Origin of the sequence: Shinella sp. HY16 (assembly GCF_028534175.1) — a bacterium.
Lineage (GTDB): Bacteria > Pseudomonadota > Alphaproteobacteria > Rhizobiales > Rhizobiaceae > Shinella.
The window spans coordinates 2,509,451-2,524,447 of the sequence record NZ_JAHYXL010000001.1 but is presented as its reverse complement, the minus strand read 5'-3'; the positions used below and the strand labels follow the sequence as shown (position 1 = coordinate 2,524,447).

Below are 14,997 nucleotides of genomic sequence, written 5' to 3'. Positions count from 1 at the left end.
AAGAATGAACGCCTACCTTAATGCCATGCGGCGGTACTTCGACTTCAAGGCCAGAGCCACCCGCACCGAGTTCTGGATGTTCACGCTCGTCATGTTCCTCGGCGGCATCATCGCCTTCATATTCGATCTTGCGCTTGGAAATGCTCAGAACGGGCCACCCTTCATCACTGCCCTCTGGATGATGGCGCATTACATCCCAGCGGTGGCCGTCGCCGTTCGCCGTCTGCACGATATCGACAGGACGGGGTGGTGGGTTTTGATCGGCATCATCCCGATCGGCGCGCTGGTGCTGATCGTTTTCTATTGCCAAGCCTCAACGCCCGGCGCGAACCGTTTTGGTGGTGCAACGACCGATGCCGGGGCGGTAGGTGTCGGCCGGGTGGGGCAGGTCATACCTTCGGCGTCGGCTCAGCAGGCCCATAGCGCCACGACGTTGGCCGCTGGCGGGCATTCGGCCGGGCCGGGCGTTTCGGTCACCCCTGCACCCCTTGCCGAGCTTGAGCGCCTAGCGGCCCTCAGGGCCTCGGGCGTGATCGATGAGGCCGAATTCGCCCGCCTCAAGGCCGCTGTCATCAACCCGGCCAGCGCCTGACGCGCAAGCCGCCGCCGCGCGTCACTGCGGACCTGGTCCGCGACAACAACACCCAATCACCTTTGGAGGGATATCCATGAAGATCGCCGTTGGCATCATCGCCATCATGTTGAGCCTGCTGGTCATGCTGCAATCCTGCACGATCGGAACCGCATCGCATGTGCTCGGAGACCAGACGACAAGCGAGGCTGGGGCTATGGGGCTGTTCGCCGGATTGCTGCTGTTCTTCGGCGGCGCATTCGCCTTCGGCCTTCCGGTCGTTTCCGCCTGCCTGTTTACGCTGGCGGGCCTGATGGCACTCCTCGGTGCGGCAGAGTTTCCCGACCTGACGATCTGGGCCATCATCGCCTTCGTGCTCGCGGGTCTGTCGTTCTTCGCATGGCGCTCGGGAAAGAAGAGGGCGGCCTCCCTCGGGAGCAAGGCTTCAGCCTAATCGGATTGATCGCAGGCGAGCCTATGGAGCACGAAATGACCAATAGATTTTGCATCGGGCTCCTTGTGGCCCTCATGGCTGGGTCGGCACCGGCGCAGACGCAGGAAGAATTGAACGCCTACGAAGCCGAGTACGACATGCCGCCCCCGAGCGGCATCGTCCGCTGCATTCTCGACGCACGCATGCTCTACGGGTCGCGCGGCGTGATCACAGCCGGCTTCATGGCCGTCACGTTCCAGTTGCGCGCGGATGGCATGGGGCTGGTCAACGGCAGATTGGTGGAGCCGCTGAACATTCAAATGGACGGCGAAAGCAGTGCCGCGACTTTTTCCGTGGCCAGCTTTGACCTCGACCGAAAGTCAGTGGCGATGAGCACCTTTCTGCCCGAAGATCAGAAGCGCGAGTTGCAGCAGATGAGCGACTATCTGTCGATGCAGCGAAGCGGTGGCCTGCCGCGGCAGGTCACCGTGAGGTTCTTCGATCACACGGTCACCGCCGCATCGATCGAGGACGGTCGGGAAGTCGATGTGATATCGGACCAGTGCCGCTGAGGTTTTGACACCGTGAAGGTGCCGAGTGGCTTGTGCCGTTTAAGACGTGCGCACCGGGCTCCGCTGACCTCGGCGGGACGGTAGTCCGGTGGTGGCGAGCGGCGACAATTGCGTGTCGCTTGAATTGTGAGGGAGCTCAGCCTCGATTTTGGGGACCCAAGAGCTTGTCGCTGTGTCGCCTTCAGCCCTGCACGGACCTTTCCGAGGCCCGCTTCTTTTCCCGAACGCTGATGTTTCGTTCGTTTGCGATATACCCGACGATCAATAGTCGTTCCAAGCGGCCGTGGAGAAAAGAAGCCTTCCTTCAAAAAATCGCAGAATCTTCGTAAATCAGCCGAAGCTACACGAGCTTTAAAATACGAACTGCGCCTTCCATTTGCGAAGTGACAGTATTTGATAGCGGGAGTATGCTACCGAAAGCAGAAGGAAATTTGGGGTGTGGGATGAAACCGCTTGTTGGATCATTCGCGATGTTCGCCGCGTTAATTTTTGCGACAAGCGTTTCCTACGCAGATATAAGCTTCAAGCAATGTTTGGCTGTTAGTAACGTCGCAGAAGTCAATTTCGATGCTACGTTGACAGTAAGTATATATGAGCATCGCCCTACGAGATTTTGCTCAATTGACGTCAATCCCGGACCATCTCCTGCCAGCACTAGTATCATAAAGCCCGCCATTGCCGCCGTGCAGCAGTATCAAAAACTTGCAACGACAAAACCAAGCGAGACGGATGCAGCATGGGATGCCTTTATGCCGGTGCTGAGGCAGGCTTTAGTAACACGATGGCGCACGAACGAAAATTCCGACCAGTTAGGAACACTCGAAAACGTATTGATAGGACAGGAGGCCGAAACGGTACGTCAATGTGTAGCCGATGCGGCCTTAAAACTAACGCCCTTCGAGCGCCGCACTGACGTTATTTCCTGCGGGATAGTGGAAGGTAATTCTTTCGTCATTGAGGCTATCAGCGAAGCCATCAGACTGGTTCTGATCCTACCCGGCCCATCGGCGGGTTAAGTTATGGTGGAAGCAAAAGAACAACAGTCATTCGTGAAAGAGATGATTAAGTCAATCCCCGGAGACATAAGGGGGTTCGTCGTGGCCGGCTGTCTCGCAATGCTGGTGGCGTATCTTTGGCCGGAGGAGGTTCCTAGTAGTTATTCTATCCCTGTAAATTCCGACGGTTACGCGACGCCTCTGCCGGGCCTCCTCCGCAATGCCGCAAGGGAGAACCCGGCTATGACTTACCGAACGGATCCGGATGACTTGGCAAAAGCTTGGGTCTGCGAGGCAACGAGTATGACTGGCGACAATGCATACCATCTGCTTACGCAATATGTCGATCTCTACAAGGACTGCTTTTCTCTAGACGAAAAGAGCAAAACTGAAATAGCGATCAGGCCGAACACGCAGAGCGGCGTCATGCGCCATGATGCGCGGGGCTGGTTCTGCAAATGCAGCGCCAACAACCAGAGCCAGCCGGGGTAAGTAGCGCGGTTTCCAAGCTTTCCTCAGATTATCTATAAAATCGAGCATAACTTGCGAGGGTGGCGAAGGAGCCGGCATCACCCACAAACGAGCTTAGTTTGGCTGAGGATACGATAGATCTGCATACGCGAGCAGCCAACGCGACGAGCAATCTCCGCTGGCCCAGCACCGGTCGCGTGCGCTTCGAGAACGGCCGCTCTATCGATGCGAGCCACGCCGCCGCGATAAACGCCCTTTGCCTTGCCCCGCTCGATGCCTTCGCGCTGCCGCTCTTTGATGAAGCGACGCTCCATCTGCGCGACCATGCCCAGCACGGTCAGCACCATATGCCCCATATCGCCGCGCGTGGTGACATGCGGGTCGAGCACGGTCACGAAAGCGCCACGCTGCTCGCAGTCATGTACAATGTTCAGCACGTCGCGGGTATCGCGGCCCAGCCGGTCGAGCCGGGTCACCAGGAGCTCGTCGCCGGGGCGCAGGAATTCGATGACCGTTGCCAGTTCGTCGCGCCCCTCGCGACTGCCGCCGGATATCTTTTCCGAACGAATGATAGCGCAGCCCTCGGCCTTCAGTTTGGCAAGCTGCTGGTCGAGGTCTTGGTCGATGGTACTTACGCGCGCGTAACCGATGCGGGTCATGTGTCACCTCAGGTTCAAAACCTGAAGCTACCGCGTCACAAATAGGCCCGGTCAACCCAGATGTTACCTGCATCTGTAGCCTGCCTGTGGCGTCACACGAGGGTATACCTCAATGTGATGGGTCACGCGGCCTGACGATGAGGCGAACGCTATCAGCGCCCTTTTAGATAAATCAGACGGCTTCACCTCGACCGAAACGCGTGCCGTGTAGACCGTGATGCGCCGCCAACGAGCTTGGCAGGCTAGAAGGGGCGAGGTTTATGCCATTACTCACGGAGCTCAGGTCGACAACTGTATAATAGCCCTTTTTCTTTATGAACTCGCACAGATACCGACTTGCAATATAATCGATAGCAGCGCCACGTCCGCTCTGAGCATCCTTTGCAGCGCGCTCGGTCAGAAAATATGCTGGCGGATCGCCTTGCAATTCTCACAACATGCGCCGGGGAATAACCATGACCGATAGATCGCCCAGATCAATGGACGCCGTTTTTGAAGACTTGCGGTCACTTGCGCAGTCTGAGGGTGCACTGCACGGCGTCTCTGAAATCATTTACCGCGACTGGGTGCTGAATGTTGACCTGAAGGAGGGTAAGGTCATCGACGCGCCCTCTGAAAGGTGGTCGACGGACAAGCTTAACACTAACGAACTGCTACTCTTGTTGGGCTTGCTTGTTCAGGCTCCTGACGATCGTACCTACGCCACAATTAAAGTAAAATCGGAGTTTGCTTCAAACGCAGACAGCCTGCTGCGTGAGTTGCATGACCGGATCAACGCGGACGCCGCATCGGTGTTTGACCCGGAATCCCAGAGGTTTCTTGAGAAGCCGGAGGCTCTTGGTATGTTTGCGCGGGAGGCCATCTATTATGGTCCCGCGAGCTTCTACATCCACCAGTTCGCCAAATTTGCACGGCACCGCTACAGGGCCGACTGGACTTGGCTGCTACAGAACGCGGGTATCTCAATCCGGCCGATGATTGAGATCGCGACTTTCATCGTCGAGCAGGTAACTGCTCAGATGGATGCCACCGGCCGCGTGCGGGCGGCGGGCGAAGCGCTGAACAACGGCGACCTGACCAACAGCTTGCTTGTCTCGAAAGCTTTCTTGCGCAAGAAATTTGGCTCCAAAATCAATGATTTTATCGCCAAGTTTGCAACGCCTGTGAGCGGTGCGAACGCAGGTTTCAACACACCGTTTTCAATCAACGGCGCTTCTATCGCGCCGTTAATTGACTTCGGTGACCACCTTTATGTACCCAGCCAGTATCGGCTGATGGAGTGCATCTACGAGAGCCCGTTCTACTGGATGGTGATGGATAAGGCTTATGGTGATAAGGCGGCGGCAAATCGTGGGCATTTTCTGGAGGAGACGGCCGCGCATGTCATGCGCAAGGTGTTCGGTCATGAAAACGTCTTCTTAAACGCTCGTTTTCCTGAGGCAGTAGGGCACAAAGGCGAAGAAGTCGACGTTCTCGTTCGGTATGGCGAATTTGTTTTGGTGGTACAGGCAAAGTCCAAGCGGATTACGCTCAAGGCGCGCGCGGGCGATGCCGAAGCGCTAAGGACGGATTTCAAGGGCGCAATTCAGGATCCTTTTGAGCAAGCATTAGCAAGTGGCGAACTGATCAAGGCAGCCGCAAAATGTGTGGATGCTGACGGGACGACCATCAGCTTGCCCAAATTCCCCCGCGTGTTTCCGATCGTGTTGCTCAGTGACATGTTCCCTGCCGCCACCAACCTCTCGCGGTCCATGCTCGACCGAAATGAAGGCGATCCAGCCCCGGTCATCTGGGATATGGGATTTTTCGATTGTGCATCGCGTATGTTGCCATCGCCAATCGAGATGCTCTTTTATCTAAAGGCTAGAGGCGACGTTTTCGACCGTATTATCTCAGACAGTGAATACAATTTCCTTGGCTACCACATCCGGGCAAAGCTGGCTCTGCCTCCAGAGGCGGATTTCATGGTCATCGCCCGCGATTTCGCGACGACTGTGGACGACTACATGATCTCTGCTGACCTAAGCGTCGAGCCAGAACGACCCAAGGGTGTATTGGAAACGATAGAAATCCCGCTGATTAGGGAGCTTCTTTCAGAGTTGAGGACCGCTCCTCCCGAAATCGCAGCGGTTGTCATCGAGCTTTATGAGTTTTCGAGTGCTGCGCTTGAAGAGATTGGCAAGAACATTGCAATGCTTCGGGACGAGATTGCAGAGACGATCAAAGCGATCAAAGCGTTTTCCATTTCAACCGCAAGCGGCGGACTTACCTATGCGGTCACCGTGGACGCTTCGAAACGAAGTCACGCTGCCGCGGCTGCCATCGGTAGAAAACACAAGTACGAAACCAAAAGTGACCGCTGGTATGTCATTGTCGATAGCATCAGCACGCAAGGGCCAATCGATGGCCTTTTGCTTTTAGTTTGGCCGTGGATTGAAAACGAGGACGAGGCCGACAGGGCTGCGCGCGTGGCGTCAACGTTTCGATCATGGCAGGAGGAGGTTGTGATCGGCGCGAATAAACGACAGAGCGATAAAGCTTGACGTCATTTTTTACTTGAGCTTTTGCGTTCGCAAGTTTCTTTTGGCAGAAATTATGGTCAGGACGTAAGAAAAATACAGACGCAGTAAGTGATCAAGTGGACGTATACCCTGCGGGAATTGTGGCGGCGCAAGCGAACTGCCGAAATCAGACGCGAAGCGGGCATTAGGATTTGCCGATAACTTCATGGGAGACGCGGACCAGTGAAGTAAGAAATGGGCGGCTCGGTCGAAGGCAGTCCCGCGATGTGGGGTTGGTATTCTTGTTGGTATCTGCACATACAAAAGCCGCTAATTAACTAAATTAATTCGATTAAGTTTTTCTGGTTTGGTAGGCTCCGGGCACCATTCCCCTTCGTCCAGCGAAGTCCAGATTGGGCGAGGGGATGCAGGATGAACCGGGTGAACGGGTACCCGTTTCGCCGCAAAATCTATGACGGGCCAGCTCGGTGCAGCGCCGTCGCTTTGCCGCCGTCAGCTTGTGGCCTTCGCCGCATTGCGCAGCACGTCCTCGGGCCTCGATCCGACGATGTTTTCGTAGGAGGCCGGATCGGTTGCGCCCTCGGTGTTGATGAGCAGGACCCTGCTGTCTTCGTTCAAACCCAGCGCATGCCGGGCCTGCGGATCGTTTGCCACGGCGAGAAGGCCGGCCAATCCGGCGGCGCCGCTTTCGCCTGCGATGACGGGGTGCGTGCGAAACGCCAGCCGGTGCATCGCGTTTTTGGCTTCGTCCTCGGTCACGGTGACGAAGGCGCTCGCGGTCGCGGCCAGGATCCGCCAGGCCACAAGGGACGGCGTGTAGCATTCGAGCATCGCCATGATGGTCGGCTCGGTTGGCGTGAACGAGGTGAGGCGGCCCGCTTCTGCTGAGGCGTACAGGCAAGCCGCCCGGTCGGGCTCGACGATGATCGATCGAACCGCATCCTGCCCGAGCGCCTCGTTCAGGTGAACCGAGATGCTGCTGGCGAAGCCGCCGACGCCTGCCTGCAGGAAGACATGCGTGGGAGGATTGCGCTTCAGCGCGGCGATCTGAGCAAGAGCTTCGTTCGCAAGGACCGTATAGCCTTGCGCCACCAGGGACGGTATCTCCTCGTAGCCTTCCCAGGACGTATCGGATACCAGCTGCCAGCCGCGCTCCCTGGCGATCCGCCCCGCTTCGTCGACGGACATGTCGTAGTTGCCGTCGACGCGCACCATCTCGTCGGCTCCGATCGCCTCGGCCCGGGCGGCTATCACGCCTTCATGGACGAAAACGACGGACTTGCACCCGAGGATGCGTGCGCCGGCCGCCACCGACTTGCCGTGGTTTCCGTCGGTGGCGCAGCAGAACGTCACGCCGGCGGCAAGCGCGCGCGCTGCCGGGGAAACGAGCCGGGCTATGGAGACCTCGCCGTCGAGATGCGCTTCCAGCATCCGCTTGAACAGCGTCATGACGGCGTAGGCGCCGCCAAGCGCCTTGAAACTGCCGAGGCCGAGGCGTTGGCCTTCGTCCTTGAGGAAGACGTGCCCAATCCCGGTGGCGGTGGCTATCTCGGGCAGCGACACCAGAGGTGTCGCGCTTTCGTCCCGCCAAAGGGCGAGATACGGGCGCACGAGATCGGGAGCCCCGACGCCGAGAAGCGCCTTGTCGGCGGCACTCAGGGACGCGTATTGCGGAGCGTGAAGGTGGATCATGGCGACCTCGGTTCGGTGGTGCCGAGAGAATAGTGCGACACACGCTTTGTTTGCGCTCTATTTTTCCACTATCGTTGCATGAAAATTTCATCAATGGAGGCTTTTGTGGCTCGAACTCTCGCAACCGGCCTTGATGCGTTCGACCTCAAAATCCTGCAGCTGGTCCAGCAGAACAACCAGACGCCGCAGCGCGTGATTGCGGAAAAGATCGGTCTTTCACCTCCCGCCGTCGCCAGGCGGCTGCAGCATCTCCGGGATGCCAGGGTCATACGCAGCGACATATCGGTGCTGGACGAGGCCGCCATCGGGCGACCGCTCACGATCATCGTCCACGTGGCAGCCGACAACGAGAGGCTGGACCTCCTGGACGGGATGAAGGATCGGTTCAACAGGTGCCCGCAAGTCCAGCAATGCTACTATGTGACCGGAGAAATGGACTTCGTCCTGATCGTCAACGTTCGGGACATGGCCGAATACAGCGAGCTCACGCGGGCACTCTTTTTCGAAGGCGGAAATGTACGGAGCTTTCGCACCTGCGTGTCCATGGAGAACGTGAAGACATATGGGCCGATACCGGTGTGATGGAGCCGGTGCGTGCGGAAACTCTTCCCGCGCCTGCCAAGGCAGGTCGTTGCTTTCCCATTTCCGTCCGGCGGTTATTTTGCCTGGAAAATCTCCAGCGCGACGATCTGGGCCAGCGTGCGGGCGAGTTCGTCGACAAGCAGCTTTTCATGGGTTTGGAATCTTGAACTCGGCGTCGGCACGGACATCGCGTAAAGATCCCCCTGCAGGTCGTAGAAGGCTGCGCCGACTGCGGAAATGCCGACCGTGTGCTGATCCCGGTCAAATGCGACCCCGGTAGACCGGACCGTTTCGATCTCGGCGAGATAGGCCTGGAGCGATGCGGGATCTTCCGCGATGGAAGGTTTCTCGTCTGCCAGGCGGGCGAGAACCTGTTTGTCGCTGAGCTTGGCAAGGCATGCCTTGCCGTTGGCGGTGTTGCAGAGCGGGAAGCTCTCCCCGACGAACGAGACCGTGCGCAGCCGGTGCGTGCCGGAAATCTGGTCCACGAACACAAGCCGCTTCGATCTGAATATGGCCAGATCGACCGTTTCCTTTGTCCGGCGCGCCAGGTCGACCAGATACGGCCTCAACATTTCGAGGACATCGATGCGTGCCGACTCTGCCAATGCGCCTATTTCCGGACCGAGGCGAATGCCCCGGTCCGGACTTGCCGCGATAACGAAGCGTTCCGCCTGAAGCGCGCCGACGATGCGCTGGACGGTGGATCGCGGCAAATCCACGCGCTCGGCGATCTGACCGAGACTGAGGCCGTCATTCTCATTCTTCAGGCTCCTGAGGATCGCCGCCGCCCGTGCGATGACCTGGATCCCTGACCGGCTGTCGTCATTGCCCTTCACTGCATCCGTCATGTATCAAACCTCGTCTGTCTTGGCCTGCGCTCTGGTCAGAACCCTACCTGATCGCCGCCTTTGAGGCCCAGGATCTGGCGTGCCTCGGCCGGGGTCGCGACCTCGTGACCAAGTTCTTGCAGGATTGTCTTGATCTTGCCAACCTGCTCCGCATTGGATTTCGCGAGCTTGCCGCGCCCGATGTAGAGGGAGTCTTCCAGGCCCACGCGAACCGAGCCGCCAAGCATTGCCGACTGCGTTGCAAACGGCATCTGGAATCGCCCGGCCGCCAGAACCGACCAGCGATATTGATCGCCGAAAAGCTTGTCGGCGGTCCGCTTCATGAACATGAGGTTCTCCAGGTCGGGACCGATACCGCCCAGGATGCCGAAAATCATCTGAACGAAGAATGGCCCTTTCACGAGCCCCCGATCGACGAAATGGGCCAGATTGTAGAGATGGCCGACATCGTAGCATTCGTGTTCGAACTTCGTGCCGTGCTCCTCACCGAGAATTTTCAGGATGCGCTCGATATCCCGAAACGTGTTGCGGAAAATGAAATCGTCCGTACCGCGCAGGTACGGCTCCTCCCATACATGTTTCCAGCTCGAGTAGCGGTCCGCGAGCGGGTAGATCCCAAAATTCATCGACCCCATGTTCAATGAGCACATTTCGGGCTTGGCGATGAGGGGCGCTGCAAGCCGTTGCTCGACTGTCATGTTGAGGCCGCCACCTGTTGTGATGTTGATGACGGCGTCGGTTGCCTGCTTGATGCGCGGCAGGAATTGCATGAAGACGTCGGGGTCGGGCGTCGGCCGCCCGTCCTGCGGATCGCGCGCGTGCAGGTGCAGGATCGATGCGCCTGCCTCGGCCGCCTCGATCGATTGCCGGGCAATGTCGTCGGGGGTGAGGGGGAGTGCGTCCGACATGGTCGGCGTATGGATGCCGCCGGTTACCGCGCAGGTGATGATGACTTTCTTCGACAGGTCGCTCATGTGTGGTTCCTTTCAAAGTCTGGCCGTCACTTGCCGTGGAAGACGACGTGACGGCGGATCGGTGCAAGGCTCAAACCCGTTTTTTCGGCGAAGATTCCCCAGATCCCCTTCGGCGCCTTGAGCATGATGACGATGGCTACGGCGCCGAGGATCATGAGGTAGGCGGTGCCGAGATCGGCGAGCGTCTCCCGCAGCAGGAAGAACAGGATCGTGCCGATGATAGGCCCTTCGATCGTGCCGATTCCGCCAATGACGGCGATGAAGATGACATAGGCCGTCCAGTCGTTGACGCTGAAGGCTGCATCCGGAGAGATGCGCAGCTTCTGGAGGAAGATGAAGGCGCCGATCATGGCGGTGATGCCGGAGACGGCGACGTAGACCCCGAGCTTGGTGCGCTGGCCGCTGATGCCAAGGCTGTCGGAGGCGATCTCGCTGTCCCGCAGCGCCGTCAGCGCAAGGCCGATCTTCGAGCGGAGCAGCAGGACGACGAAAAGCAGCGTGCCGACGGCAAGCGCAAGCCCGGTCCAGTAGATCATCATTTCACGCAGGTCGCGGTTCTTCGTCATCTGGGTGATCACCGATGTCGGCAGGCTCGAGCCCGAGCCCCCGCCGAGCGTGGAGACCTGTGCGAAGGAGAGGCGGAAGACCTCTGCCAGAACCCAGGTGCCGATTGCGAAATAGGCGCCGTTGAGCCGGAACAGCAGCGGCGCGATCGGCAGCGCGAGGATTGCGGCGGCAAAGCCCGCGATCACGATGGCGAGAAGCGGATGCACGCCGAGGAACATCGCCAGCGCAAACAGCGCATAGCCACCAAAACCGACCCAGGCCTGCTGGCCCACGGAAACAAGCCCCGTATAGCCGGCCAGAAGGTTCCACAGGCAAGCCAGCGCCATGAAGGAATAGATTTCGCCAAGCAGGCGCATATTGGCGCGGCCGGCCCACCAGGGTGCCAGGGCGAGCACCGCGATGGTAATGACGAACAGCACCATGCCAAAGCGGCTTGCGGGCGTGGATCGCCGGATTTCAAACTGCTGTTCCATCAATCCATCCTCGGAAAGAGACCACGCGGGCGGATCGCAAGAACCGCGAAAAAGACCAGATGCCCGGCGAGGATCTGCCAGCCGGGCGAGATTTGCGCGCCGATCGCCTGCGCGACGCCGAGCACGATGCCGCCAGCCAGCGTGCCCCAGAGATTGCCGAGCCCGCCGATGATGACCGCTTCGAAGCCGAAGATCAGCCGTGCCGGACCGGAAGCCGGATCGAAATTCGTGCGGATCGCGAGAAAGATGCCGGCAATTGCCACAACGGCTGCAGACAGCGCCATGGCCATTCCAAAGACGTGGCCCCGATCGAGTACCATGACCTGGGCCATCTCGGCGTCGTCGGAGGTGGCGCGGAAGGCACGGCCGAGCGAGGTGCGAAAGAAGACCCATTCCAGCCCGAAGATGATCGCCACCGACACGCAGAACATCAGGAGCGGCAGCACGCCGATGCTGAGGCCCGGCAGGAGTTCGAGGCTCGCGGTCTCGATGGACCCGGCCGCAAGACGGCGGCTATCGGCGGTAAAACCCGAAAGCAGGCCGTTCTGAAGGATGACCGAAATGCCGAAGGTGACCAGGAGGGGCGACAGAAGATCCTTGCCGATGGTCGGGTTCAACAGGAAGCGTTGCAGGCCGTACCCAATCGCGGCCATGAGCGGCACGACGAGAATGGCGGAGAGCAGGGGATGAAACCCGGTGAGGTCGACCACGACCATCGCGAGATACGCTGCAAGCACGATCAGGTCGCCATGGGCGATGTTGACGAGGCGCATGACGCCGAAGATGAGCGACAGCCCGGCTGCAAACAGCGCATAAAGCCCGCCGAGCATGACACCTTGGAGAAGGGCGTTGATCCAGTCCATCGTCAGGTTCCGAAGTAGGCAGCAGTGATTTGCGCACGGGTGAATGATGTCGGCTCGCCCGTCAGCGAGACCTTGCCTTTTTGCATGCAGATGAAGCGGCTGGCGAAGGAGAGCGCCCGGCTCACGTCCTGCTCGACCAGCAGGACGGAAACGCCGGTGCCGGTTATGGCGGGAAAGGCGGCGTAGATGTCCTTGATGACGATGGGCGCCAGCCCGAGGGAAATCTCGTCGAACAGGATCAATTCCGGATTTGCCATCAGTGCGCGGCCGATCGCCACCATCTGTTGCTGGCCGCCCGACAGGGCCGTGCCCGCATTCCTGCGCTTTTCCTTGAGGGCGGGAAACAGGCTGTAGACGGCCTCAAGATTCCAGGGCCCCGCCTTGCCGCGTTCGCCGCCGATCACCAGGTTCTCCTCGACCGAAAGCGAGCGGAACAACCGGCGACCCTCGGGCACCAGCGCGATTCCTCGCGCGGCAATGCGGTCCGGCCGCATGCCGCCGATCGGTTCGCCCTTGAAGGTGATCATGTCGCGGGCGGTGGGCGTCAGACCCGTTATCGTGCGGATCAGCGTCGATTTTCCCGCTCCGTTCGCGCCGATCAGCGCCAGGACTTCTCCCTCGAAAACATCCACGTCGAGGCCGAACAACGCCTGGAAATCGCCATAGCCGGCCTTCAATCCGCGGATCTTGAGGAGCGGTTCAGCCATGTTCCTCCTCCACGCCCATATAGATTTCCTGCACCGCCTTGCTCGACATCACCGCCTGCGGCTCGCCCTCGGCGATCTTCTTGCCGAAATCGATGACCGCGATGCGGTCGACCACAGCCATGAGGGCATGCACAACATGCTCGATCCAGATGATCGAGACGCCCGCGCTCCGCACCTCTCTGATGGCAGCGACCAGTTCCCGGCATTCGGGTTCCGTCAGCCCGCCCGCGATCTCATCGAGCAGGAGAAGCTTGGGGTCGCTGGCGAGTGCGCGTGCCATCTCCAGCCGCTTGCGTTCAAGAAGCGTGAGCTGGCCTGCAAGCACGTTGGCTTTGTGCTTGAGTGCTGTCAGTTCGAGAATCTCGATCGCCTTTTGCTCGCTGTCGCGCTCGGAGCGCTGGCGGCCGAAGGCTGCGCCGATCAGCACATTCTCATAGGTCGTCATGCCGATGAAGGGATGGGGGATCTGGAAAGAGCGGCCGATGCCCATATGGCAGCGCATCCGCGCCGGCAATCGCGAGACATCCCTTCCGTCGAAAATGATCTTTCCGGAATTCGGCAGGATCGTCCCGGCGATCAGATTGAAGATCGTCGTCTTGCCGGCGCCGTTGGGGCCGATGATGCCGAGCGCTTCGCCGGGGGCGAGCGACAGTGACACCCTGTCGGTGACCTGCAGATGTCCAAAACGCTTGCTGACGGTATCCAGTACCAGAATTGCCATGGTTCGCTCCGGTCCGAGGAGGGGCGTCCCGCCCTGGCGGACGGGACGGATCGATCATGCAAGCAACTGGAGCTCGCCGCCGACCGGGATTTCCGGCGCCGTCTTGTTGGTGGTAACAACGAGTTCAGGTTCGCCGGTGGAGGATTTCTGCCATTGGCCAGCGACCAGCGGCGTCTTGGTGACGTTCTTCACCGGGCCCTTCGACCAATCGACAGGCCCGACGATCGTCCGCATCTTGGTGGCCTTGATCGCCTCGATGATCGCGGCGCTGTCCTCGAGATCGGCTGCGCGCTTGGCCACGTCGGCCACGACTTCGAACAGCGCGTGCTTGAAGCCGATCGGCTGGGTCCAGGGCCGCGAGGTCGCCGTCACATAGCCTTCGGCGAGCGCTCTGGCGCTTTCGCCGGTCAGGCTCGAGGAGAAGGGATGATTGGGTGACCACCAGATTTCCGAGGATAGCCCGAAGCCGCGCTCGCCCAGCGACCGGATGACCGAGGGAAACAGGAGCGCCTTGCCGATGGTGACGATCTTCGGCTTCAGGCCCTGCTGGCCTGCCTGGCTCCAGAACGTGGCGAAATCCGGGGGGATCATGTTTCCGGCGATGATCTCGGCGCCTGCGGCCTTGAAGGCGGAGATCTGAGCGCTGAAATCGTCGTTCGTGGGCTGGTAGCGGCCGGGATCGGCGAGTTCGTAGCCAGCCGCGGCCAGGGGCTTGGGAAAGCCGCGCTCCGGGTCGCCCCAGGCATTGCCGTCGGCATCGTTCGGAAACAGGCCGCCGACACTCCTCGCGACGTTCGGATTGTCCCAGAGCGCCAGAAACGCGCCGACGACGTCCTCCAGACCCCAGAAGAAGTGGTAGGTGCTCTCGAAGCCGTCTTCGGGATTGCCGTTGCGGCCGAAGAAGTAGGGCTGCCAGGGGCAATCGGTCGTAATGCAGGGCGTGCCGTTGGCTTCCGCCTGATCGGAGACCGGATTGACCGTATCCGGCGTGGATGCAGCCACGATGATGTCGACCTCGTCCTTGAGGATCAGATCGGCCGCCACTTCTGCAGCGCGGTTCGGGTTGGACTGGCTATCCTTGGAAACGATCTCGATCTTCCAGGTCTTGGCGTTGTTCTCAATGCCATTGGCCAGGCTTTTGGCGATGCCGTCGAGAATGTAGTCGTCAGCCTCGGCGAAGCCGGCAAGTGGTCCGGTACGCGGACTGACATGGCCGATTTTCAGGACCGGTTCGTCGGCATAGGCGCGGGTAAAGCGCAGCACGGCCGGTGCCGCGAGCAGCATCACGCCGGATTTCATCAATGTTCTGCGGCTAATTCCATTCATCGAGCGCATGGTTCTCCT

16 protein-coding genes are annotated in these 14,997 nt (G+C 59.6%); 7 read left to right on the top strand and 9 right to left on the bottom strand.

Going from position 1 to position 14,997, the window contains the following annotated elements:
- Nucleotides 1-4: 4 nt before the first annotated feature.
- From K0P03_RS12515 to K0P03_RS12495, 5 genes are all read left to right on the top strand, one after another.
- On the top strand, nucleotides 5-592 hold the full coding sequence (locus K0P03_RS12515) for a DUF805 domain-containing protein (RefSeq protein WP_272789755.1): 588 nt from the start codon (nucleotides 5-7) through the stop codon (nucleotides 590-592).
- 76 nt (nucleotides 593-668) lie between these two features.
- Entirely contained in the window at nucleotides 669-1,025 is a 357-nt protein-coding gene (locus K0P03_RS12510) for a hypothetical protein (RefSeq protein WP_272789754.1), read from the top strand.
- A gap of 35 nt (nucleotides 1,026-1,060) precedes the next feature.
- Entirely contained in the window at nucleotides 1,061-1,576 is a 516-nt protein-coding gene (locus K0P03_RS12505; RefSeq protein WP_272789753.1) for a hypothetical protein, read from the top strand.
- 443 nt (nucleotides 1,577-2,019) lie between these two features.
- Nucleotides 2,020-2,592, top strand: a complete 573-nt coding sequence (locus tag K0P03_RS12500) for a hypothetical protein (RefSeq protein ID WP_272789752.1) — start codon at nucleotides 2,020-2,022, stop codon at nucleotides 2,590-2,592.
- A gap of 3 nt (nucleotides 2,593-2,595) precedes the next feature.
- On the top strand, nucleotides 2,596-3,063 hold the full coding sequence (locus K0P03_RS12495) for a hypothetical protein (protein WP_272789751.1): 468 nt from the start codon (nucleotides 2,596-2,598) through the stop codon (nucleotides 3,061-3,063).
- Nucleotides 3,064-3,140: 77 nt separating this feature from the next.
- Here the strand turns inward: K0P03_RS12495 and K0P03_RS12490 are convergent, their stop codons facing one another.
- Nucleotides 3,141-3,701, bottom strand: coding sequence for a recombinase family protein (locus K0P03_RS12490; RefSeq protein WP_272789750.1), 561 nt, complete (start codon nucleotides 3,699-3,701; stop codon nucleotides 3,141-3,143).
- A gap of 455 nt (nucleotides 3,702-4,156) precedes the next feature.
- On the opposite strand from K0P03_RS12490, the gene K0P03_RS12485 reads away from it, so the two are divergent.
- On the top strand, nucleotides 4,157-6,244 hold the full coding sequence (locus K0P03_RS12485) for a hypothetical protein (RefSeq protein ID WP_272789749.1): 2,088 nt from the start codon (nucleotides 4,157-4,159) through the stop codon (nucleotides 6,242-6,244).
- 471 nt (nucleotides 6,245-6,715) lie between these two features.
- Here K0P03_RS12485 and K0P03_RS12480 read toward each other — a convergent pair whose 3' ends face one another.
- A complete protein-coding gene (locus K0P03_RS12480; RefSeq protein WP_272789748.1) occupies nucleotides 6,716-7,915 on the bottom strand; it encodes a diaminopropionate ammonia-lyase in 1,200 nt (399 codons plus the stop codon).
- 93 nt (nucleotides 7,916-8,008) lie between these two features.
- On the opposite strand from K0P03_RS12480, the gene K0P03_RS12475 reads away from it, so the two are divergent.
- Nucleotides 8,009-8,497 carry an Lrp/AsnC family transcriptional regulator gene (locus tag K0P03_RS12475; RefSeq protein ID WP_272789747.1) on the top strand — a complete coding sequence of 163 codons (489 nt, stop codon included), beginning with the start codon at nucleotides 8,009-8,011 and terminating at the stop codon, nucleotides 8,495-8,497.
- A gap of 74 nt (nucleotides 8,498-8,571) precedes the next feature.
- Here K0P03_RS12475 and K0P03_RS12470 read toward each other — a convergent pair whose 3' ends face one another.
- From K0P03_RS12470 to K0P03_RS12440, 7 genes are read right to left on the bottom strand one after another with little or no spacing between them, the layout of a single operon-like run.
- The gene (locus K0P03_RS12470; protein WP_023513089.1) at nucleotides 8,572-9,348 is read right to left on the bottom strand and encodes an IclR family transcriptional regulator; all 777 of its coding nucleotides are present in this window, start codon (nucleotides 9,346-9,348) and stop codon (nucleotides 8,572-8,574) included.
- 35 nt (nucleotides 9,349-9,383) lie between these two features.
- Nucleotides 9,384-10,322, bottom strand: coding sequence for a 3-keto-5-aminohexanoate cleavage protein (locus tag K0P03_RS12465; protein WP_272789746.1), 939 nt, complete (start codon nucleotides 10,320-10,322; stop codon nucleotides 9,384-9,386).
- A 26-nt stretch (nucleotides 10,323-10,348) separates the two neighbouring features.
- Nucleotides 10,349-11,362, bottom strand: a complete 1,014-nt coding sequence (locus K0P03_RS12460; RefSeq protein WP_272789745.1) for a branched-chain amino acid ABC transporter permease — start codon at nucleotides 11,360-11,362, stop codon at nucleotides 10,349-10,351.
- Complete coding sequence (locus K0P03_RS12455) at nucleotides 11,362-12,225, bottom strand: branched-chain amino acid ABC transporter permease (protein ID WP_024270240.1); 864 nt, start codon at nucleotides 12,223-12,225, stop codon at nucleotides 11,362-11,364. The genes K0P03_RS12460 and K0P03_RS12455 overlap by 1 nt, the downstream gene beginning before the upstream one ends.
- 2 nt (nucleotides 12,226-12,227) lie before the next feature.
- Nucleotides 12,228-12,932, bottom strand: a complete 705-nt coding sequence (locus K0P03_RS12450; protein WP_130519454.1) for an ABC transporter ATP-binding protein — start codon at nucleotides 12,930-12,932, stop codon at nucleotides 12,228-12,230.
- Entirely contained in the window at nucleotides 12,925-13,653 is a 729-nt protein-coding gene (locus K0P03_RS12445) for an ABC transporter ATP-binding protein (protein WP_272789744.1), read from the bottom strand. The genes K0P03_RS12450 and K0P03_RS12445 overlap by 8 nt, the downstream gene beginning before the upstream one ends.
- A gap of 54 nt (nucleotides 13,654-13,707) precedes the next feature.
- Nucleotides 13,708-14,988 carry an ABC transporter substrate-binding protein gene (locus tag K0P03_RS12440; RefSeq protein WP_272789743.1) on the bottom strand — a complete coding sequence of 427 codons (1,281 nt, stop codon included), beginning with the start codon at nucleotides 14,986-14,988 and terminating at the stop codon, nucleotides 13,708-13,710.
- Nucleotides 14,989-14,997: the final 9 nt, after the last annotated feature.

Coding starts and splice junctions, on each gene's coding strand:
- K0P03_RS12515 (WP_272789755.1), top strand. CDS start 5: ATGAACGCCTACCTTAATGCCATGCGGCGGTACTTCGACTTCAAGGCC.
- K0P03_RS12510 (WP_272789754.1), top strand. CDS start 669: ATGAAGATCGCCGTTGGCATCATCGCCATCATGTTGAGCCTGCTGGTC.
- K0P03_RS12505 (WP_272789753.1), top strand. CDS start 1,061: ATGACCAATAGATTTTGCATCGGGCTCCTTGTGGCCCTCATGGCTGGG.
- K0P03_RS12500 (WP_272789752.1), top strand. CDS start 2,020: ATGAAACCGCTTGTTGGATCATTCGCGATGTTCGCCGCGTTAATTTTT.
- K0P03_RS12495 (WP_272789751.1), top strand. CDS start 2,596: ATGGTGGAAGCAAAAGAACAACAGTCATTCGTGAAAGAGATGATTAAG.
- K0P03_RS12490 (WP_272789750.1), bottom strand. CDS start 3,701: ATGACCCGCATCGGTTACGCGCGCGTAAGTACCATCGACCAAGACCTC.
- K0P03_RS12485 (WP_272789749.1), top strand. CDS start 4,157: ATGACCGATAGATCGCCCAGATCAATGGACGCCGTTTTTGAAGACTTG.
- K0P03_RS12480 (WP_272789748.1), bottom strand. CDS start 7,915: ATGATCCACCTTCACGCTCCGCAATACGCGTCCCTGAGTGCCGCCGAC.
- K0P03_RS12475 (WP_272789747.1), top strand. CDS start 8,009: ATGGAGGCTTTTGTGGCTCGAACTCTCGCAACCGGCCTTGATGCGTTC.
- K0P03_RS12470 (WP_023513089.1), bottom strand. CDS start 9,348: ATGACGGATGCAGTGAAGGGCAATGACGACAGCCGGTCAGGGATCCAG.
- K0P03_RS12465 (WP_272789746.1), bottom strand. CDS start 10,322: ATGAGCGACCTGTCGAAGAAAGTCATCATCACCTGCGCGGTAACCGGC.
- K0P03_RS12460 (WP_272789745.1), bottom strand. CDS start 11,362: ATGGAACAGCAGTTTGAAATCCGGCGATCCACGCCCGCAAGCCGCTTT.
- K0P03_RS12455 (WP_024270240.1), bottom strand. CDS start 12,225: ATGGACTGGATCAACGCCCTTCTCCAAGGTGTCATGCTCGGCGGGCTT.
- K0P03_RS12450 (WP_130519454.1), bottom strand. CDS start 12,932: ATGGCTGAACCGCTCCTCAAGATCCGCGGATTGAAGGCCGGCTATGGC.
- K0P03_RS12445 (WP_272789744.1), bottom strand. CDS start 13,653: ATGGCAATTCTGGTACTGGATACCGTCAGCAAGCGTTTTGGACATCTG.
- K0P03_RS12440 (WP_272789743.1), bottom strand. CDS start 14,988: ATGCGCTCGATGAATGGAATTAGCCGCAGAACATTGATGAAATCCGGC.